This window comes from Streptomyces sp. NPDC048057 (genome assembly GCF_040653095.1).
Taxonomy (GTDB): Bacteria; Actinomycetota; Actinomycetes; order Streptomycetales; family Streptomycetaceae; genus Streptomyces.
In genome coordinates, this window is the sequence record NZ_JBEZNF010000058.1 from 1 (window position 1) to 19,148 (window position 19,148).

General features: G+C 72.1%; 17 protein-coding genes. 11 read left to right on the plus strand and 6 right to left on the minus strand.

Features of this window, described 5'->3' with window-relative positions; translation table 11 throughout:
- Positions 1-309: 309 nt before the first annotated feature.
- Together AB0E05_RS35945 and AB0E05_RS35950 are read right to left on the minus strand one after the other, a co-directional pair.
- Positions 310-543 carry a hypothetical protein gene (locus AB0E05_RS35945; RefSeq protein ID WP_361532462.1) on the minus strand — a complete coding sequence of 78 codons (234 nt, stop codon included), beginning with the start codon at positions 541-543 and terminating at the stop codon, positions 310-312.
- 71 nt (positions 544-614) lie between these two features.
- Complete coding sequence (locus AB0E05_RS35950; RefSeq protein WP_361971727.1) at positions 615-854, minus strand: hypothetical protein; 240 nt, start codon at positions 852-854, stop codon at positions 615-617.
- Positions 855-1,052: 198 nt separating this feature from the next.
- Between AB0E05_RS35950 and AB0E05_RS35955 the strand changes: the two genes are divergently transcribed.
- The gene (locus tag AB0E05_RS35955; protein WP_361971729.1) at positions 1,053-4,004 is read left to right on the plus strand and encodes a beta-N-acetylglucosaminidase domain-containing protein; all 2,952 of its coding nucleotides are present in this window, start codon (positions 1,053-1,055) and stop codon (positions 4,002-4,004) included.
- 25 nt (positions 4,005-4,029) lie between these two features.
- Here AB0E05_RS35955 and AB0E05_RS35960 read toward each other — a convergent pair whose 3' ends face one another.
- Both AB0E05_RS35960 and AB0E05_RS35965 read right to left on the minus strand, forming a co-directional pair.
- On the minus strand, positions 4,030-4,959 hold the full coding sequence (locus AB0E05_RS35960; protein ID WP_361971731.1) for a class I SAM-dependent methyltransferase: 930 nt from the start codon (positions 4,957-4,959) through the stop codon (positions 4,030-4,032).
- 214 nt (positions 4,960-5,173) lie between these two features.
- Positions 5,174-6,532: a transcriptional regulator gene (locus AB0E05_RS35965; protein WP_361971733.1), complete on the minus strand. Its 1,359-nt coding sequence runs from the start codon at positions 6,530-6,532 to the stop codon at positions 5,174-5,176.
- 179 nt (positions 6,533-6,711) lie between these two features.
- On the opposite strand from AB0E05_RS35965, the gene AB0E05_RS35970 reads away from it, so the two are divergent.
- Positions 6,712-6,930: a hypothetical protein gene (locus AB0E05_RS35970; RefSeq protein ID WP_361971735.1), complete on the plus strand. Its 219-nt coding sequence runs from the start codon at positions 6,712-6,714 to the stop codon at positions 6,928-6,930.
- Positions 6,920-7,705 (plus strand): ATP-binding protein, encoded by a 786-nt coding sequence (locus AB0E05_RS35975; protein WP_361971737.1) that lies wholly within the window; start codon positions 6,920-6,922, stop codon positions 7,703-7,705. The genes AB0E05_RS35970 and AB0E05_RS35975 overlap by 11 nt, the downstream gene beginning before the upstream one ends.
- A 173-nt stretch (positions 7,706-7,878) precedes the next feature.
- Here the strand turns inward: AB0E05_RS35975 and AB0E05_RS35980 are convergent, their stop codons facing one another.
- On the minus strand, positions 7,879-8,853 hold the full coding sequence (locus AB0E05_RS35980) for an NAD(P)/FAD-dependent oxidoreductase (protein WP_361971739.1): 975 nt from the start codon (positions 8,851-8,853) through the stop codon (positions 7,879-7,881).
- A gap of 91 nt (positions 8,854-8,944) precedes the next feature.
- On the opposite strand from AB0E05_RS35980, the gene AB0E05_RS35985 reads away from it, so the two are divergent.
- Positions 8,945-9,529, plus strand: a complete 585-nt coding sequence (locus tag AB0E05_RS35985; RefSeq protein ID WP_361971741.1) for an XRE family transcriptional regulator — start codon at positions 8,945-8,947, stop codon at positions 9,527-9,529.
- 30 nt (positions 9,530-9,559) lie between these two features.
- On the opposite strand, the gene AB0E05_RS35990 is transcribed toward AB0E05_RS35985, so the two are convergent.
- Positions 9,560-10,126 (minus strand): HNH endonuclease, encoded by a 567-nt coding sequence (locus tag AB0E05_RS35990; protein ID WP_361971743.1) that lies wholly within the window; start codon positions 10,124-10,126, stop codon positions 9,560-9,562.
- Positions 10,127-10,501: 375 nt separating this feature from the next.
- On the opposite strand from AB0E05_RS35990, the gene AB0E05_RS35995 reads away from it, so the two are divergent.
- The 7 genes from AB0E05_RS35995 (at position 10,502) to AB0E05_RS36025 (ending at position 18,616) form a co-directional block, all read left to right on the plus strand.
- Complete coding sequence (locus AB0E05_RS35995) at positions 10,502-11,596, plus strand: mechanosensitive ion channel family protein (RefSeq protein ID WP_361971757.1); 1,095 nt, start codon at positions 10,502-10,504, stop codon at positions 11,594-11,596.
- A gap of 226 nt (positions 11,597-11,822) precedes the next feature.
- Positions 11,823-13,061, plus strand: coding sequence for an ROK family transcriptional regulator (locus tag AB0E05_RS36000; protein ID WP_361971745.1), 1,239 nt, complete (start codon positions 11,823-11,825; stop codon positions 13,059-13,061).
- Positions 13,062-13,165: 104 nt separating this feature from the next.
- Positions 13,166-14,503, plus strand: coding sequence for an ABC transporter substrate-binding protein (locus AB0E05_RS36005; RefSeq protein ID WP_361971747.1), 1,338 nt, complete (start codon positions 13,166-13,168; stop codon positions 14,501-14,503).
- Between the two features lie 17 nt (positions 14,504-14,520).
- A complete protein-coding gene (locus AB0E05_RS36010) occupies positions 14,521-15,462 on the plus strand; it encodes a sugar ABC transporter permease (protein ID WP_361971749.1) in 942 nt (313 codons plus the stop codon).
- Position 15,463: 1 nt separating this feature from the next.
- Complete coding sequence (locus AB0E05_RS36015; RefSeq protein WP_361971751.1) at positions 15,464-16,363, plus strand: carbohydrate ABC transporter permease; 900 nt, start codon at positions 15,464-15,466, stop codon at positions 16,361-16,363.
- A gap of 7 nt (positions 16,364-16,370) precedes the next feature.
- The gene (locus AB0E05_RS36020; RefSeq protein WP_361971753.1) at positions 16,371-17,636 is read left to right on the plus strand and encodes a 6-phospho-beta-glucosidase; all 1,266 of its coding nucleotides are present in this window, start codon (positions 16,371-16,373) and stop codon (positions 17,634-17,636) included.
- Entirely contained in the window at positions 17,627-18,616 is a 990-nt protein-coding gene (locus AB0E05_RS36025) for a BadF/BadG/BcrA/BcrD ATPase family protein (protein ID WP_361971755.1), read from the plus strand. The genes AB0E05_RS36020 and AB0E05_RS36025 overlap by 10 nt, the downstream gene beginning before the upstream one ends.
- The last annotated feature ends 532 nt before the right edge of the window (positions 18,617-19,148 follow it).

Sequence of the window (19,148 nt, forward strand, 5' to 3'; positions counted from 1 at the left end):
GCCGCAGGCGGCGTCGAGCGCGGTGCCGACCGGGCCGGCGTCGAGCAGGCCGTGCACCAGTGGCTCCTCGACCTCGATGAAGGAGTTGGGCCACGCCCTCCGGGCGTGGGGGGCGGAACTGCGCGACAAGCCCACCACCGGCCGGTGGAGACCAACGCTCCCGCAGGGAAACGGCGGCTACGTCCGGCGACACAGGAACGCGTGGGACTTTTCGGAGACGACCGGCTCGTACGAGGCCCTGCGCGGGGCACACGCGAAGCGGCCCGGTCGCAGAGGTGCAACCAGGCCGCTTCGGGGAAAGGGCGCGCGTTAGTTCTGGGGCTTGCGGGACTTGTCCAGGATCATGACGGCGAAGGTGATCGCCAGGAAGATCGCCAGGGGGAGAAACACGAAGAGACCCAGCGTCTCGGCCACACTCAGGCCCGGCCCCGGGTCATCGCCGTCGTCGCGGGTCAGCGCCAGCGCGGGCGACGACAGGAGCAGCATCATCAGCGTCGTACCGGCCGCGACGGTGCCGGCGCGCAGAGCGTTCTTCTTGTCCACGGTGACCAACGTAGCGAACGGCTTCGGGGGGCGCGCGCCCGGGGGTGCCATACGGGCCCGCCGCGGCCCGGTCACACCCCTGCGCCCGGACCCCCCGCCCAGACGCCGTGTGCCGTGGGCTCGCTGGTCAGCGGAGGGATGTCGACGAGCGGCGGCTCGCTGGTGAGCGGTACGGGACCGGGTAGCGGCGGCTCGCTCGTCAGCGGCGCGGGGTAGTCCTCGGGGCCGGAGCCAGGGCCGAGCTCAAGGCCGGGCCCCGGTACGGGGTGGGTCAGCGCGGACAGCAGCAGGTGAGCGGCGGACGCAGTCATGATCGTCACTCCTCGAAGGACGGTAACGGTTCGGGCCGCGCCTACCCAGGGGAAGCCGTCGCAGACCCCCCAACCGCGCCCGACCTCGGACCCGCACCCCCGAGCCCCTACATAAGCCGCAGATCACCCACGTCCGTTGACACGCCCCAGTCAGAGTGATGGGCTCGTTACCGTTCAGAGACCTCGGGGTGATGCGTGATGGGTGACGGCGTGCGGTTCACGCGCGGAAGCGGCGGAAGCGGAAGACGACGGGCCACGGCCCTCGCCGTGGCGGTGGTCGGCGGACTTCTCGGCGGCGGCCAGGGGACCGCGGTCGCCCAGCCCGCGGCGCCGGGCACCGCGCCCCGCGCCACGACCGCCCCCGCGTCCACCACCGCCCCGCCCTCCGTGTGGCCCCGCCCGCAGTCGATGAAGGCGCGCGGCGCCGCGCTGCCGCTGGGCGACGCGGTGACCGTGGTCGCGGACCCGGCTGCCGATCCGCACGCCGTGGAACTGGCCCGCCGGGCGCTGCGGGACGCCGGCGTGCGCACGACCGTCGAGGCTGCACCGCCCGGCGGGCGAGGCCCCGTCCTGCACCTCGGCGGCGTCGGCGCGCAGCTCGCGCTGCGGGCGCTCGCCCCGGGCGCGGGCGTGCCGGGCGACCTGCCCGCCGGCGGCTACCGCCTCGCGTCGGGCCAGCTCGACGGCCGGGTGACCGTCGCCGTCGACGGCGTCGACGCGGCCGGCCTCTTCTACGGCGTCCAGACGCTGCGCCAGCTCACCGGCCGCGGCACGGTCGCCGAGGTCGTCGTGCGCGACTGGCCCGGCACGGCGGTGCGCGGCACGACGGAGGGCTTCTACGGCGAGCCGTGGACCCATCAACAGCGGCTGGCCCAGCTCGACTTCCTGGGCCGCACCAAGCAGAACCGCTATCTGTACGCCCCGGGTGACGACCCCTTCCGACAGGCGCGCTGGCGCGACGCGTACCCCGCCGAGGCCCGCGCCGAGTTCCGGGAGCTGGCCGAGCGGGCGCGGCGCAATCACGTCACGCTCGCCTGGGCGGTGGCACCGGGGCAGGAGATGTGCTTCGCCGACGACGGGGACGTACGCGCCCTGACGCGGAAGGTCGACGCGATGTGGGCGCTGGGCGTGCGCGCCTTCCAGCTCCAGTTCCAGGACGTCAGCTACAGCGAGTGGCAGTGCGGCCGGGACGCGGACGCCTTCGGGCGCGGCCCCGAGGCGGCGGCGCGGGCGCAGGCGCGCGTCGCGGACGCGGTGGCCCGGCACCTGGCGGAGCGCCACCCGGGCGCCGAGCCGCTGTCGCTGATGCCGACGGAGTTCTATCAGGACGGGGAGACGACGTACCGGCGGGCGCTGGCGAAGGAGTTGGACGGGCGGGTCCAGGTGGCGTGGACCGGCGTCGGGGTGGTGCCGCGGACGATCACCGGCGGTGACGTGGCGAAGGCGCGCGCCGCCTTCGGGCACCCGCTGGTGACGATGGACAACTACCCCGTGAACGACTACGACCAGGACCGGCTCTTCCTCGGCCCGTACACCGGCCGCGACCCGGCGGTGGCGGCGGGCTCGGCGGCGCTGCTGGCGAACGCGATGGAGCAGGCGTCCGTGTCCCGGATCCCGCTGTTCACCGCCGCGGACTACGCGTGGAACCCGAAGGGCTACCGGCCGCAGGAGTCGTGGCGGGCCGCCCTGGACGACCTCGCGGGCGGGGACCCGGCGGCGCGCGAGGCGCTGGGCGCGGTCGCCGGCCATCACGCCTCGTCCGTACTGAACGACACCGAGTCCGGCCACCTCCAGCCGCTGCTCGACGCGTTCTGGCGCACCCGCGCCGCCGGCAGCAAGGACCGGGACGACGCGGCGGCGGCACTGAAGGCGCAGTTCACCACCGCGCGCGAGGCCCCCGGGAAGCTCACCGGCCCCGCGGACGGCCGGTTGGACGACGAGATACGGCCCTGGCTGGACCAACTGGCCCGCTACGGACGGGCCGGCGAACTCGCCGTCGACCTGCTCCAGGCCCAGGCGCGCGGTGACGGCGCCGCCGCCTGGACGGCGTCGCTGGCGCTGGAGCCGTTGCGCCGGGAGCTGGCGGCGAGCCCCGCGGTGGTCGGCAAGGGTGTGCTGGGCCCCTTCGTGGACCGTGCGGTGCAGGAGGCCGCGCAGTGGACGGGTGCGGACCGGGTCGCGAAGGAGCAGGACGCGACGGGCGTGGTGGACCTCGGTCGCGTACGGCCGCTGGACACGGTCACGGTGATGACGGCGGCGACGGCCGCGGGCACCCCGACCGGCCGGCTGGAGGCCCGCGCCCCGGGCGAGGGGTGGCGCACGGTCGCCGAGCTGTCCCCCACGGGCTGGACCCAGGTCCCCGCGAAGGCGCTGCGCGCGGACGCGCTGCGGGTGACGGGTGCGACGGGCGTACGGGCGGTGGTGCCGTGGTTCGCGGACGTGCCCGCGGTCGGGCTCGACCTGCCGCGCGCGTCGACGGACGCGGAGATAGGCGGCGGGCCGCAGCGCGTGGACGTACGCCTCACTCCGCAGCGGCCCGCGGACGCGCGCGGCGCCCTCACCGCGAAGGCGCCGGCCGGGGTGAGCGTGAAGGTGCCCGACGGGACGGGCGTGGCGCGCGGCCGGGCCACGACGGTCCCCGTCGAGGTCACGGTCGCGCCCGAAGCGCCCGCGGGCACCTACCGCGTCCCGCTGTCCTTCGGCGGCGCCGAGCAGACCCTGACGGTCCGTGCCTTCCCCCGCACCGGCGGCCCGGACCTGCTGCGGCTGCCCGGCACGACCGCGTCCTCCTCCGGCGACGAGACCCCCGACTTCCCCGCGTCCGCGGCGCTGGACGGCGACGCGGGGAGCCGGTGGTCGTCCCCGTACGAGGACGGCGCCTGGTGGCAGGCGGAGCTGGCCGCGCCGGTGCGGCTGGGCCAGGTCGTCGTGCACTGGCAGGACGCGTACGCCGCGCGCTACCGCGTCCAGGTCTCCTCCGACGGCCGCACGTGGCGCGACGCGGCGACGGTGCCGGCGGGCGCGGGCGGCCGGGAGTCGGTCCGGATGGACGCCCCCGACGTCCGCTTCGTCCGGGTGCAGGGGGACGAGCGGGCGACGCGCTTCGGTTACTCGTTCTTCGCGGTGGAGGCGTACGCGGTGGCGCGCTGAGCGGTTGGCGTCAGGGCCGGGTGCGTCAGGGCTGGTGGCGCCACCAGAAGGAGGCGGGGTGGAAGTGCCGGGTGACACCGAGCTGTTGCCACAGCGGGCGCAGGATCGCCCGTAGCTCGGGGTCGCGGTGCACGAAGGCGTTCGGCAGGAGGACGTCGAACCGTTCGGGCGCGGACGTCAACATCGCCGCCAGCAGGTACTGCTCGGAGTACATCCGCCATCGCCAGGACTCCGGGTAGTCCGTGGGCAGCATGATGTCGTGCACCTGTATGAGCACTCCGGGCTTCAGCTTCGGCAGGATCTCGAAGAAGAAGACCATGACGTCCGACCCCATGTGCAGCCGGTGCGACCCGTCGAGGAAGACGACGTCCCCGGCCTGGAGTTCCTCGAACACGTCGTGCTCCGCGTCCTGGAGCGGCACCCGGACCACCTCGTCGCAGAGGCCGTCGATCTCGGCGCGCGGCACCGGGTCGATGGAGGTGATCCGCGTGTCCAGACCGTGGTCGGAAACGGCCCGCCGGGCGAACATGGTGGAGTTGCCGGACCCGATCTCCAGATACCGCGCCGGGTTGGTCTGCGCGAGCAGCCCGTAGAGCGCGAGCGCGTCCAGCGGCGGCAGCCAGGTGTTCCCCCAGTACGGACTGGTCCCCCGCTCCCTGCCGTCGACGGGGACGCGCCCGAGGTGGTCCGCGAGGTCGAGGAAGCCGGTCAGCCGTTTCGCGTACTCCTCCCGCCCCTGCTCCAACACCTCCCGCACCGGCCCGAGTTCGGCGCGGGGCTGCGGCGTGACCACGTGGTCCATGAAGACCGGTTTCATCAGACCGGCGGCCCACATGACCAGCCCGAAGGCGGTGGGCCTGCGCTCCAGCCGATCGAGCCCCCGCTGGATGGCGGGGAACCTCTCCCACATGGTGGGGGCGGGTTCGCGGACGGTGTCCAGGTTCTGTGCGCGCAAGGAGAGGGAGCCTTTCGGTCAGCGGTTCGGCGGGCCGTGAAAGGACGTGCTCTGGGTTCGTGCGCTTGCGGTGGTGCGCGTGCAGTCGTGCCCGTGCATCGGTGCGAACGGAGCCTCGTGCTCCGGACCTCGGTGATCCTTTCCCCACCCGACGCGCGGGTATCCCTGGTGTTTTCGCGCGCCGCCCGCCCCCCTGCGCTGGAGTTCGCCGCCGTCAGGCCGTCTGTTCCAGGAAGTCGCGCACCAGCGGCGTCTCTCGGTGTGCGACGAGCTTGGCCCGCAGATCGGCCAGGCTGGAGGTGCCGCGGGCGGAGGAGACGCCGCCCAGGTGCGTGACGGCCTCGCGGGCGCTGTCCACCGCCCCGTCGAGGTCACCCACGGCGACGTGCACCCCGGCGGTGCGGGTGAGGCGGAGGGCCGCGGCGCGCGGGTAGGCGCGGGCGTCGTGGGCTTCGGCGCGGTGGGCCGCGGAGAGCGCTTCGTAGTGGGCCAGCGCCTCGGCCGGCCGCCCCAGATCCGTCGCGTTGCTGGCGGCCCAACTCTCCAACTCGCCGAGCGTCACCCAGTACACGCAGTCCGGGTCCTCTCCCCAGGACTGGTCGCCTGCTCGGTCGTACGCGGCGTACGCGGCGTCGCTGGCCCGGTCGGAGGCTTGATGCTCGCCGGAACGGGCGTGGGCGCGCGCCAGCCGCGCGTACAGCATGGCCTCCATGCGGGGGGAGTCGATGCCCCGACCGTGTCGCAGTGCATGGGTGGCCAGGTCGACGGCGCCGCGCGGGTCGCCCCCCGAGTACCGCATCATCGCCCAGAAGGCGAGTGTGTTCGCAGCCACGACCGGGTCCGCGGCGGACGCAGCGGCCCGCAGGGCGGCCACGTAGTACTCCTCGGCCAGCGCGTGACGGCCGGAGTCGTACGCGGTCCATCCGCAGATCCGAGCGGCCTCGGCGGCAGCGCCGTACAACTGCCGGCCGGTGGATTCCGTGTACGAGGCGGTCTTCAGCGTCGTCGTGATCAACTGGAGTTGAGTACGGGCGGAGGCGTGGACCTGGCTGGACCCGAGTTGGTCGTCCAGCCGTCGCAGAGCGGCCAAGGACTGTTCGAAAAGCTCCGGCGCGGAACTGCCGATGCGGCGCCCTTGAAAGCGGGCACCGGCCGGCTCGGCGGTCAATGTCCCGGCCAGCACGGCTGTTATCCCCGTGACGACCAGAAATCCTCTGCGATCCATCGACAGACCTCCTTTGGTGGCAACGTGATCGAGCATTTCGATCGTGGTCGTCGGATTCCACGCGGCTTCGAGTAGATCCCTGTCGTGAATGCACGCGAGCTTCAGCCACTCGGGCCACGGCCGGGCCACGATCTCTTCCTCGGGAATGCGGTGCAGCGCTGCCATGGCCCGCTGGGCCGGGACTTCGGGGACGACTCCATGGCGAGTCCATCGCGTGACCCTCTTGCGATCCCTGGCGATCGGCCCGTAGCCGAGTCGCCGGTGCACGCCGTCTAACCGCGTCAAGTAGTCGTTGGCCGACCAGTTGTTGAGCTGGAGCAGATAGGCCAGCGGGTGTACGTCCTTCATGTCTTCATGGTGCCCGGGAGCCGGCTGTATCAGTACCTGCCACGGCCAACTCGCCTTCCACGTAGGGACACGTGGTAACACCCCACGGCTAGCTGGGCATGCCGCACCCCCTTCCCTCCTCGCCGAGCGACGGCGAAAGTACCGGGCGACAACGACCCACCCCCTTCGAAGGGTCCGGCATGACCATGCCCAAAAACCAGATACCGGACCTCTACGGCCCGTGGAGGTTGATCCTCGGCGGACCGCCGCGCCGTCGCTCCGTCATCGGCTCGATCTGGATTCCGCTTCTGCTCCTCCACCACGAATCCCCCGTGGAGGAAACCGGCGTCAGCGCGGGGCACCAGGAAGCCGAGGACCTGGCTCGGCAGCTCCAGGAGATCACCGGGGGTGGCGCGTGAAGCCACACCTCGGACCCGTACCCGACCCTTCGACCTTGCCGAGGCCGACATGACGACAAGCCGGAGCAATCCCTCCTTGCGCGCGACGACGATCGAAAGGCCCAAATTCGGCCGGACCCTTCACCGCGCCCCGACCGTCGCGCAAGAGGCCCGAGCCATCACCACGGATGCCCTGAAGGCTTGGGATCTCGGCGGATTGGCCCTGGATGCGGCGCAGATCGTTTCCGAATTGATCGCGAACGTCATTCGCCACACCCGGTGCAACACCCTGACGCTCGACGTCCAGCGGCGCACCGAACGGACCGTGCGCATCAGCGTGGCCGACGGGTGCCACGCCACTCCGGAGCAGCGCAGGGCGAGCGGGAGCGAGGTGACCGGGCGCGGGCTCCAGATCGTGGCGGGCCTGAGCCGGGCGTGGGGATATGAGCGGCACTTCTGGGGAAAAGTCGTGTGGGCGGACATCGCTGCGTCCGGCGCCGAAGGGGAAGGGCCGGTCGACACGGCCCCGCACCCCGCCCCCGAGCCGGCCCCGCAACGCACCGAGCGCGAACCCGTTCGCGGACACGTCCACGTGCGCAGCTTCAACGGCCGGGCGTGGGCGCTGGGGAGCTGCTGGCTCTACTGCCGCCGTCGGAACGTTCCCGTCCGCTGGATCGGTCCGGTGTCGTTCCACGGCATGACGGTCCCCATGTACGCGTGCAAGCAGTGCAACGCGGAGTTGGAGTACATGGTGGACCAGGAAGTCGCCCGCGCCGACTCCGTGGCGGCCGGGTGAGGGCGCTCATCGGCTGGTGCGGCGTGGCCCTCGTGTGCTTGCTGGCCGCCGGCATCGCGGCCCGGGCCCAGCCCGCCGAGTCCGCCCGGACGCACGCGGCGGGGACGGACGGCTGACGGCGCACCCGCCACGGCGGCCCTGTGGACGAGCACCCGTCCGCAGGGCCGCCCCTGTCACACCCCCACCCGCACCCCCGCGACCGCCGCCCGTACGTCCTCCTCCACCAGCTCCGCGTTCAGGGCGAACGCCAGCGACGCGCCCGTGCCCGCCGCGGTGATGACCTGGGCGCGGGGGTCGACGACGTTGCCCGTCGCCCAGACGCCGGGGACGCTCGTGCGGCCCGCGGGGTCCGTCGTGACCCAGCCGTCCGCCGTGGCGCAGCCGAGGGCGGTCAGCAGGGTGTCGTGGGGGACGAAGCGGGGGGCGACGAAGACCGCGGCGCGCGGCAGGGCGCGGCCGTCGGCGAGTTCGACGCCGCGCAGGCGGCCGTCAGCGACGGCGATGCGCTCCACCGCGCCCTCCACGATGCGCACCCCGCGTGCCGCCAGGCGTTCGCGGTCCTCCACTGACGGGTCCACCGTGTTCGCGAAGAACACGACGTCGTCGCTCCACTGGCGCACCAGCAGGGCCTGGTGCACCGAGCCGGGCCGGGTGGCGAGGACGCCGAGGGGCTGGTCGCGGACCTCCCAGCCGTGGCAGTACGGGCAGTGCAGCACGTCCATGCCCCAGCGCTCCCGCATGCCGGGGAGGTCGGGCAGCTCGTCCCGCAGGCCGGTCGCGACCACCACGTGGCGGGTGGTGAGCTGCGGGCCGCCCGCCAGGTGGACGGCGTATCCGGGGTCGGCGGGCCGGACGTCGTCCACGCGGGCGGTGAGGAGTCGTACGCCGTAGCGCTCCAGCTCCGCGCGGCCGAGTTCGAGCAGGGTCGCGGGCGGCAGGCCGTCGCGGGACAGGTAGCCGTGCATGTGGGCTGCGGGTGCGTTGCGCGGCTCGGCCGCGTCGACGACCGCGACCCGGCGACGGGCCCGGCCGAGGACCAGCGCGGCGCTGAGGCCGGCCGCGCCGCCGCCGACCACCACCACGTCGTACTCGCTGTCGTCGTACTGACTGCCGTCGTTCTCGTACTGCTTCGTCGTCGCCTCGTTCACGGCGATCACCTCCGCCGCCGAGCGTGCGCCGCGCCGTGCCGAAACGACAAACAATGTTGCCGAACCCGGGAAACGGCGGTGTGATGCGCTCATGGACGAACCCCTCGCCTCCGCGCTGGCCGAGGTCGGCCCCCGCCTCAGGCGCATCCGCACCCGCCGGGACCTGACCCTGACGGCGGTGGCCGCGGCCACCGGCATCTCCAAGAGCACCCTGTCCCGCCTGGAGTCCGGCCAGCGCAGACCCAGCCTGGAGCTGCTGCTGCCGCTGGCCCAGACGTACCGGGTGCCGTTGGACGAACTGGTCGACGCACCCGACGTCGGCGATCCGCGCGTCCGCCTCGCGCCCCGCGTCCGCGCCGGCCGCACGATGATCCCGCTGACCGCCCACCCCGGCCCGCTCCAGGCGTGGAAGTCCGTGATCCCCGCCGACCAGAACCGGCCCGAGCCGGTGACGCACGAGGGGTACGAGTGGCTGTACGTGCTCTCCGGCCGGCTGCGGCTCCTCGTGGCCGACCGCGACATCGTGATGGGCCCGGGCGAGGTCGCCGAGTTCGACACCCGGCTCCCCCACTGGTTCGGCCCGGCGGGCGACTCCCCCGTCGAGGTCCTGAACCTCTTCGGCCGCCAGGGCGAACGCATGCACGTGCGGGCCCGCCCCGCCGCCCCGCGCGCGTGAGGTCTGCCGAAACCACGAACGGCGCCGGTGTCAGGCGGAAACGCCGTCCATCCGTGCGCCGTCGATCCGGGCCGCGTCTATCCGGGCCATCACGTCGTCCGCTCCGTACGGCTGGAGGTACGGCAGCCAGCGCGGGTCCCGGTGGCCGGTGCCGATGATCCGCCAGGCGAGGCCGGACGGCGGGGCCGGTTGGTGGCGCAGCCGCCAGCCCAGCTCGCGCAGGTGGCGGTCGGCCTTGACGTGGTTGCAGCGGCGGCAGGCGGCGACGACGTTGTCCCAGACGTGCTGGCCGCCGCGGCTGCGGGGAATGACGTGGTCGACGCTGGTTGCGACGCCACCGCAGTACATGCAACGCCCGCCGTCGCGGGCGAAGAGCGCTTTGCGGGTCAGTGGAACGGGCCCCCGGTAGGGGACCCGAACGAACCGTTTCAGCCGGACGACGCTGGGCGCGGCGACGACACGGGTCGCACTGTGCAGGAAGGCGCCGGACTCCTCCAGGCAGAGGGCCTTGTTCTCCAGGACGAGGACGAGCGCGCGGCGGAGCGGTACGACGCCGAGGGGCTCGTACGACGCGTTGAGGACCAGGACGTGCGGCACGGTTGATGCCTCCTTGTACGCCGGCGACGCGTGGCTCGCGCCGGGACGATCTGTACTTCAGTCTCTCCTCAGCCCAGGTCCGAGCGCCACCACATGGCGGTAACGGGCTGGGAGTGTTTTCAACCACACCATCGACACACCACGGAACCCACCCATCCAACGAGCGGCTGTTCCCCGGCCGTCGCCGGGCGGCCCGCACCTGATCCCGTACGCATCACGGGCCGATGGCTACCCGTGATCCTCCGGGCACCCCGCGCACGGGCGGCGGGTGAGCCTTCTCTCTCCCCGCGCCCGGAACGGCAAGTGGAGGAGGTGCCCCCGTTAGGGTGGTTGGCCTGCCGTACGCCATGCCTGGAGGTTCCTCGCGTGACCGCCATCTGGTCATCCTTCACCCTCGCCGCCGACCCGTCGTCGCCGGCGTCGGAGCCGACTCCCGAGTCGAAGCCCGTCACGCTCGACGAGGCCGCGGAGAAGGCGGGGAACGCCGCGGGATGGGTGGAGCAGAACTGGTCCACCTGGCTGAACACCAGCCTGCGGATCGCCCTGATCGTCGTCGTCGCGCTGGTGCTGCGGTTCCTGGTGCGCCGGGCGCTGACGAAGCTGATAGAGCGGATGAACCGTTCCGCCCAGGCGGTGCAGGGCACCGCGCTCGGCGGACTGCTGGTGAACGCGGAGCGGCGCCGGCAGCGGTCGGAGGCCATCGGCTCGGTGCTGCGCTCCGTGGCGTCGTTCCTCATCATGGGCACCGCGGCGCTGATGGTCCTCGGCGCCTTCGAGATCAACCTGGCGCCGCTGCTGGCGTCCGCGGGCGTCGCGGGCGTGGCGATCGGCTTCGGCGCGCGCAACCTGGTCACCGACTTCCTCTCCGGCGTCTTCATGATCATGGAGGACCAGTACGGCGTCGGTGACTCCATCGACGCGGGCGTGGCCTCGGGCGAGGTCATCGAGGTCGGGCTGCGGGTCACCAAGCTGCGCGGGGTCGACGGCGAGATCTGGTACGTCCGCAACGGCGAGATCAAGCGGATCGGCAACCTGAGCCAGGGCTGGGCGACGGCGACCGTGGACGTCACGGTCCGGCCGACGGAGGACCTGGACCGGGTGCGCGGCGTGCTCGGCGAGGTCGCCGACGACCTGGCGAAGGCCGAGCCGTGGAACGAGCAGCTGTGGGGCCCGGTGGAGACCCTGGGCCTGACCGAGGTGTTGCTGGAGTCGATGACGATCCGGGTCGCGGGCAAGACGATGCCGGGCAAGTCGCTCTCGGTGGAGCGGGAGCTGCGCTGGCGGATCAAGCGCGCCTTCGACGCGGCGGGCATCCAGATCGTGGGCGGGCTACCGCCGGTGGAGCAGGGCGCTCCGGCCGCGGACCCGTCGGCGGGGGTCGCCCCGCCGTCCGCGCTGGCGAGCCCCACCTCCCCGCAGTCCCTGGCCACCGCGCCGATACCGGCGCCCGGCCCGAACCTGACGAAGTAGCCCCGCGCTTACGGCGAGCGGGCACCCGGTATCACCGGGTGCCCGCTTTCTCATGCATACGACGGCGCGACGAAGGTAACGCTTTGATTGCCGCGCGCGTGACGGCCATTGACGCCCGCCCGGCCGCCGGCATACGTTCAGGCCCTGTTAGGAAACTTTCCTAACAGTCCAGCGACCCCACTGACCTCCGCTGGGCCCCCGCGGCCGAAGGGCAGGTGCAACCGTCTTGGCCGGAACGCCCCCCGGAACCACCCCCGGCACACCGCGCGTGCTGCGGGCGATGAACGACCGCGCCGCACTCGACCTGCTGCTGGAGCACGGCACCCTGTCCCGGACCAAGGTGGGCAAGCTCACCGGGCTGTCCAAGCCCACCGCGTCCCAGCTCCTGGTCCGGCTGGAGGAGGCCGGGCTGGTCGTCGCCACCGGCACCACGGAGGGCCGCCCCGGCCCCGGCGCCCAGCTGTACGCGATCAACCCCGGCGCCGGTCACGCCGCCGGGCTCGACGTCACCCCGCAGCGCATCCGCGCCGCCGTCGCGGACATCACCGGCGCGGTCGTCGGGGAGTACGAGCTCGCGACCCACGGCCGGCGCAGCACCAGCGTGGTGCGCCAGGTCACCGAAGCGCTCGACGGCGCCGCGAAGGCGGCCGGGCTGGCCCTCGCCGACGTCCACCGCCTCGTCATCGGGACCCCGGGCGCCTTCGACCCCGCCACCGGACGCCTGCGGTACGCCTCCCACCTGCCCGGCTGGCACTCCGCGACACTGCTGGACGAACTCGCGGCGGCGCTGCCGATGCCCTTCGAGTACGAGAACGACGTCAATCTCGTCGCCGTCGCCGAACAGCGCCTGGGCGCCGCCCGCGGCCACCGGGACTTCGTCCTGCTGTGGAACGAGGAGGGGCTCGGCGGCGCCGTCGTCATCGGCGGCCGGCTGCACCGGGGCTTCACCGGCGGCGCGGGCGAGGTCGGCTTCCTGCCGGTGCCGGGCACCCCGCTGATGCGCCAGGTCACCAAGAGCAACGGCGGCGGGTTCCAGGAGCTGGCCGGCGCGCAGGTGCTGCCGGGGCTGGCGCGCGACCTGGGCGTGAGCGACGTCGGGAGCGGCCACTACGCGGACGTCGCCGTCACGTTGATGGAGCGCGCGGCCGGGGCCGTCGAGATGCCCGACGACCCGGCGCAGCAGCCCTACCGGGACCTGCTGGACGCGTACGCCACCGCGCTGGCGACCGGCCTCGCCTCCGTCGTCGCCGTGCTCGACCCCGAACTCGTCGTCCTGGCCGGGCGGGCGATCACCGCCGGCGGGGAGCCGCTGCGCGCCCGCGTGCAGGCGGAGCTGACCGAGCTGGCCGCCCCCAGACCACGGCTGCTGATGGCCTCCGTACCCGAAGACCCGGTGCTGCGCGGGGCGCTGGAGAGCGCCCTGACCGCCACGCGCGAAGAGGTCTTCGACACCACCGCCCGCTGACGCCCCCTGCCCCCGGCCCCTCTTCTCGCTTCTCCTTCTGCGCACCACCACGGCACGTCCCTTCCCGACCCCCCAACCGGCACCCGCCACAGGGAGACACCGCCATGTCCACACGCACGAGGAAGACCGCGGCAGCACTCGCCGCCACCGCCGCCCTGTCCCTGTTCGCCTCGGCCTGCACGGGGTCGAACGACAGCGGCTCGGACGACGACCCGAAGGCCAACACCACGCTCACCTTCTGGCACGGCTGGTCCGCCCCCAGCGAGGTCAAGGCGATCGAGGAGAACGTCAAGCGCTTCGAGGCGGCGCACCAGAACATCAAGGTCAAGGTCGTCAAGAACATGACCGACGACAAGATCAACCAGGCGCTGCGGGCGGGCGGTTCCAACGCGCCGGACGTGGTGTCGTCCTTCAGCACCGACAGCGTCGGCAAGTTCTGCGACTCGGGCGCCTTCGTGGACCTCAAGCCGTACCTGGAGAAGTCGAAGATCGATCCGACGAAGGTCTTCCACAAGCCCCTGCTGGACTACACCCAGTTCGAGGGCAACCAGTGCGCGCTGCCGCTGCTGAACGACGCGTACGGCCTCTACTACAACAAGGACGCCTTCAAGAAGGCGGGCATCACCGCGCCGCCGAAGACGTGGAGCGAGTTCGCCGAGGTCGCCAAGAAGCTCACCCAGCCCAAGGGCGACGGCTACCAGCAGCTCGGCTTCATGCCGACCTACCACGGCTACGAGACGAGCGCGAGCCACTACGTCTCCCAGTGGTCGCCCACCTACTTCGACGCCGACGGCAAGTCGAACCTCGCCAAGGACCCGGCGTTCACCAACATGATGACCTACCAGAAGGGGCTGATCGACCAGCTCGGCGGCTTCCAGAAGCTGGAGAAGTACCGCAACACCTTCGGTGACGAGTGGGGCGCCGAACACCCCTTCCACCTGGGGAAGGTCGCCATGCAGCTGGACGGCGAATGGCGGCTGGGGATGGCGAAGGACGCCGGGGTGAAGTTCGAGATCGGCACCGCTCCGCTGCCCGTCGCCGACGACCAGGCCGCCGACTACGGCAAGGGCTACCTCTCCGGCACGATCATGGGCATAGCCTCCACCAGCGACAAGAAGAACGCGGCCTGGGAGCTGGTGAAGTACATGACCACGGACACCGCCGCGGTGGTCGCCTTCTCCAACGGGATCCGCAACGTGCCCTCCACCATCGAGGCGCTGGACTCGCCCGACCTGAAGTTCGACCCCGCGTTCAAGACGTTCATCGACATCGCCAAGCACCCCAAGTCCAACACCACGCCCGCCCAGGTCGACGGCGGTGCGTACCAGGTGACGTTCCAGGACCTCGCCTACCGGTACGAGGCGGGGAAGGTGAAGGACCTGAAGGCCGGTCTGGAGAAGACGGCCCAGCAGATCGACACCGACATCGCCAAGCAGAAGTAGCGGGATCCGGACCCCGTATGGCCACGAACACACTGCGTTCGAAGCGCCGCAGGTCGGCGCTTCGAACCGCGGCGTTCCTGTCGCCCTGGTTGATCGGCTTCAGCGTCTTCTTCGCCTATCCGCTGATCTCGACCGTCTACTTCTCCTTCATGCAGTACGACGGTTTCCGTCCGCCCACCCCCAACGGCCTGGAGAACTGGACCTACGTCTTCAACGAGTACCGGCTCTTCTGGCCGGCCCTCAGGAACACCCTGTGGCTGGTCGTGGTCATGGTCAGCTGCCGGGTCGTCTTCGGCCTCGGCATCGGGCTGCTGATCACCCGCATCAAGACCGGCGCCGGCGTCTTCCGCACCCTGTTCTACCTGCCGTACCTGGCGCCGCCGGTCGCCGCGACGCTCTCCTTCGTCTTCCTGCTCAACCCCGGCACCGGGCCCGTGAACTCCTTCCTGGAGTCGATCGGGCTGCCGGCCCCCGGCTGGTTCACCGACCCCGCGTGGTCCAAGCCGGCGCTGACCATGCTCGCGCTGTGGGGCATCGGCGACCTGATGGTGATCTTCATGGCCGCGCTGCTGGACGTGCCGAAGGAGCAGTACGAGGCGGCCGAGTTGGACGGCGCCTCCTCCTTCCAGCGCTTCCGGTACGTGACCCTGCCGAACGTCTCCCCCATCGTGCTGTTCGCCGTGGTCACCGGGGTGATCCAGACGATGCAGTACTACACGCAGCCGCTGGTCGCGGGGAAGGTCGCGTCCGGCATCATCGGCGGCAGCGGGCAGCAGTTCGAGCCCGGCTACCCCGAGAAGTCGACGCTGACGCTGCCGCAGCTGATCTACAACATCGGATTCCAGCGCTTCGACTACGGCGCCGCCGCGGTCCTCGCCCTCGTCCTGTTCGCGTTCTCCATGGTCTTCACCGCGTTCCTGATGCGTCGGCGCGGCGGCCTCGTCCGGGTGGGTGACTGAGATGGCCCAGGTGATCGACCGCACGACCGCCACCCGCGGCGACGGCCCGCCGTCGCCGGCCGCGCGCACGGCCCGGCGCAGGGCGGTGCTGCACTGGATCGGCGTCCACGCGCTCGGCGTCGCCGCCGCGCTCTTCTTCGTCCTGCCGTTCGTCTTCGTCGTGCTGACCAGTCTGATGAGCGACCAGCAGGCGCTGACGCGGGACCTGATCCCGCGGACCTGGGAGTGGGACAACTACGTCAAGGTGTGGGACACCCCCGGCTTCTTGACCTGGTGGCGCAACACGCTGCTGTACGCGGGGCTCGGTACCGTCCTGACGGTGGTCAGCTCCATCCCGGTGGCGTACGCCCTCGCCAAGTTCCGCTTCCGCGGCCAGCGGCTGACGATGATGCTGGTCATCTCGATGATGATGCTGCCGCCGCAGGTCGTCGTGATCCCGATGTACCTGTTCTGGGCGAAGGAGTTGGACCTCGCGGGCTCCCTGTGGCCGCTGATCATCCCGATGGCCTTCGGGGACGCGTTCTCCATCTTCCTGCTGCGGCAGTTCCTGCTCACCATCCCCGACGAGTACCTGGACTCGGCGCGGGTGGACGGCTGCGGCGAGCTGCGGACCCTGCTGAAGGTGGTCCTGCCGATGGCGAAGCCGGGGATCGCCGCGGTGGCGCTGTTCCAGTTCTTCTACGCCTGGAACGACTACTTCGGCCCGCAGATCTACGCCTCCGAGAACCCCGCCGCCTGGACCCTCAGCTACGGCCTGGAGTCCTTCAAGGGCGCGCACCAGACCAACTGGAACCTGACCATGGCCGCGACCGTACTGGTCATGGCCCCTGTGATCCTCGTCTTCTTCTTCGCCCAAAAGGCGTTCGTCGAGGGCGTCACACTGACCGGAGTGAAGGGCTAGGAACGGAATGAAGCTGGCTGTCGTGGGTGGCGGATCCACCTATACACCGGAGCTGATCGACGGCTTCGCCCGGCTGCGGGACACGCTCCCGATCACCGAGCTGGTGCTGGTCGACCCGGCCGCGGAGCGACTGGAGCTGGTCGGCGGGCTGGCCCGGCGGATCTTCGCCAAGCAGGGCCACGGAGGGACGATCGTCACCACCTCCGACCTGGACGCGGGCGTCGCCGACGCCGACGCGGTGCTGCTCCAGCTCCGCGTCGGCGGCCAAGCGGCCCGACGGCAGGACGAGACGTGGCCGCTGGAGTGCGGCTGCGTCGGACAGGAGACGACCGGCGCGGGCGGCCTCGCGAAGGCGCTGCGGACCGTGCCCGTCGTGCTCGACATCGCCGAACGGGTGCGGCGCACCAACCCCAACGCCTGGATCATCGACTTCACCAACCCGGTGGGGATCGTCACCCGGGCCCTGCTGACGGCCGGACACAAGGCCGTCGGCCTGTGCAACGTCGCCATCGGCTTCCAGCGCAAGTTCGCCAAGCTGCTGGACGTGACGCCCGGCGAGGTCCACCTCGACCACGTGGGGCTCAACCACCTCACCTGGGAGACCGGGGTCCGCATCGGCGGGCCGGAGGGCGAGGACCGGCTGCCGCAGCTGCTCGCCGAGCACGGCGCGGCCATCGCCGACGACGTGCGGCTGCCGCGGGAGCTGCTGGACCGGCTCGGCGTCGTCCCCTCGTACTACCTGGGGTACTACTACACGCACGACCAGGTGGTGCGGGAGCAGCGGACCAAGCCGTCCCGGGCCGCGGAGGTCGCCGCGATGGAGCGGCAGTTGTTGGAGATGTACGGCGATCCCACGCTGGACACCAAGCCGGAGCTGCTGGCCAAGCGCGGCGGGGCGTACTACTCGGAGGCGGCGGTGGACCTCGCGGCGTCACTGCTCGGTGGGGGCGGCAGCCCGTACCAGGTGGTGAACACCACCAACGACGGCACCCTGCCGTTCCTCCCCGACGACGCCGTCATCGAGGTGCAGGCCACGGTCGGCGCGAAGGGCGCGGCACCGCTGCCCGTACCGACGGTGGACCCGCTGTACGCGGGCCTCATCGCGAACGTCACCGCCTACGAGGACCTGGCGCTCGACGCGGCGCTGCGGGGCGGTCGCGACCGGGTGTTCCGGGCGCTGCTGGCGCACCCGCTGGTCGGCCAGTACGAGTACGCCGAAGCGCTCACCGACCGACTGCTGGCACACAACCGGGAGCACCTGGCGTGGGCGTGACCGCAGCAGTCCTCGCGATCGACGCGGGCAACAGCAAGACCGACGTGGCCTTCGTGGCGGCCGACGGGTCGGTGCTCGCGTCGCATCGGGGGAACGTGGGCTTCCAGCCCCCCAAGGTCGGCCTCGACGCCGCGGTCGAGGCGATCGCCGCGCCCGTCGCGGCGGCGCTCGCCGAAGCGCGCGCCGCCGGGCGGGACGTCGACGGGGTCCAGCACGTCTCGGCGTGCCTCGCCAACGCCGACCTGCCGGTGGAGGAGGAGCAGATCACCGCGGCCCTGCACGCGCGGGGATGGGGGGCGTCGACACGGGTCCGCAACGACACCTTCGCGATCCTGCGGGCCGGGGTCGACGAGCCCCGGGGCGTCGCGGTCACCTGTGGCGCCGGCATCAACTGCGTCGGGATGCTCCCCGACGGGCGCACCGCCCGCTTCTCCGCGATCGGGAAGATCTCCGGCGACTGGGGCGGCGGCATGGGGCTCGCGGAGGAGTCCCTGTGGTCGGCGTCGCGCGCGGAGGACGGCCGGGGCGAGCCGACGGAGCTGGCCCGCACGCTGCCGGCGCACTTCGGGCTCGGCACGATGGCGGCGCTCATCGAAACGCTGCACCTGGGCGGGATCCCGTACGCCCGGGTGCACGAGCTGACCCCCGTGCTCTTCGCCACCAGCGCGGCGGGCGACCCGGTCGCACAGGCGCTGGTGCGCCGGCTGGCGGAGGAGATCGTCACGATGGCGACGGTCACCCTCGGCAAGCTGGACCTCCTGGAGGAGGAGGCGCCGGTGGTCCTGGGCGGCGGTGTCCTGGCGGCGCGCCACGCGGAGCTGGACGCGCACATCGGCGCCCTGCTGTCGGAGCGCGCTCCGAAGGCCCGCCCGCAGGTGGTGGTGTCCCCACCAGTCCTCGGCGCGGTCCTCCTGGGCCTGGACGAGGTCTCCGCGCCCCCCGCCTCCCACACGGCCGCCCGCACCCACTACCTCCGGTAGCCCCCGAGGCCCCGGGGCTCCCGCCCCGGGGCCCCTCCGGAGCGTCCCCGGCGCCCCCGGCGCCCCCGGCGAACACTCCGTTTCCTCCGGAAGCGTTGGTCTCCGCAGCCCGATGGGTGGCTGTTCGCGCAGTTCCCCGCGCCCCTAAGCCCAGAGGGCGTGGGCGCCCTTTGACGTCTGCGCCGCGGCACCGCGGGCGCGTTGGTCTCTACCACCCGGTGGTGGGCTGATCGCGCAGTTCCCCGCGCCCCAAAACCCTCGTTCGACCGCGGACCACGGATGGTTCTCGCGCAGTTCCGCCCTCTATGCCCAGAGGCATGGGGGGACCCCCAGCGCCCCTCATTGCCCACGCCCTACGGGCGTAGGGGCAATCCCGTGCCCGCCCCGCAAGGGACCGCCAGGGGCAGCGAAACAGGGGCGCTGGGGGTACCACCACGCCCTCTGGGCTTGATCCTTAACATCGGGCTTGATTTCGTTCGGTTAGTGTCGCGGGGCGTTTGACGGTTTTGCCCACGTCCTGGTGGGTGGCGGG

What these genes read in the sequence shown, in the direction of transcription:
- AB0E05_RS35950 (WP_361971727.1), bottom strand. Translation starts at nt 854, where the DNA reads ATGACTGCGTCCGCCGCTCACCTGCTGCTGTCCGCGCTGACCCACCCC.
- AB0E05_RS35955 (WP_361971729.1), top strand. Translation starts at nt 1,053, where the DNA reads ATGGGTGACGGCGTGCGGTTCACGCGCGGAAGCGGCGGAAGCGGAAGA.
- AB0E05_RS35965 (WP_361971733.1), bottom strand. Translation starts at nt 6,532, where the DNA reads ATGAAGGACGTACACCCGCTGGCCTATCTGCTCCAGCTCAACAACTGG.
- AB0E05_RS35970 (WP_361971735.1), top strand. Translation starts at nt 6,712, where the DNA reads ATGACCATGCCCAAAAACCAGATACCGGACCTCTACGGCCCGTGGAGG.
- AB0E05_RS35985 (WP_361971741.1), top strand. Translation starts at nt 8,945, where the DNA reads ATGGACGAACCCCTCGCCTCCGCGCTGGCCGAGGTCGGCCCCCGCCTC.
- AB0E05_RS36005 (WP_361971747.1), top strand. Translation starts at nt 13,166, where the DNA reads ATGTCCACACGCACGAGGAAGACCGCGGCAGCACTCGCCGCCACCGCC.
- AB0E05_RS36010 (WP_361971749.1), top strand. Translation starts at nt 14,521, where the DNA reads ATGGCCACGAACACACTGCGTTCGAAGCGCCGCAGGTCGGCGCTTCGA.
- AB0E05_RS36015 (WP_361971751.1), top strand. Translation starts at nt 15,464, where the DNA reads ATGGCCCAGGTGATCGACCGCACGACCGCCACCCGCGGCGACGGCCCG.
- AB0E05_RS36020 (WP_361971753.1), top strand. Translation starts at nt 16,371, where the DNA reads ATGAAGCTGGCTGTCGTGGGTGGCGGATCCACCTATACACCGGAGCTG.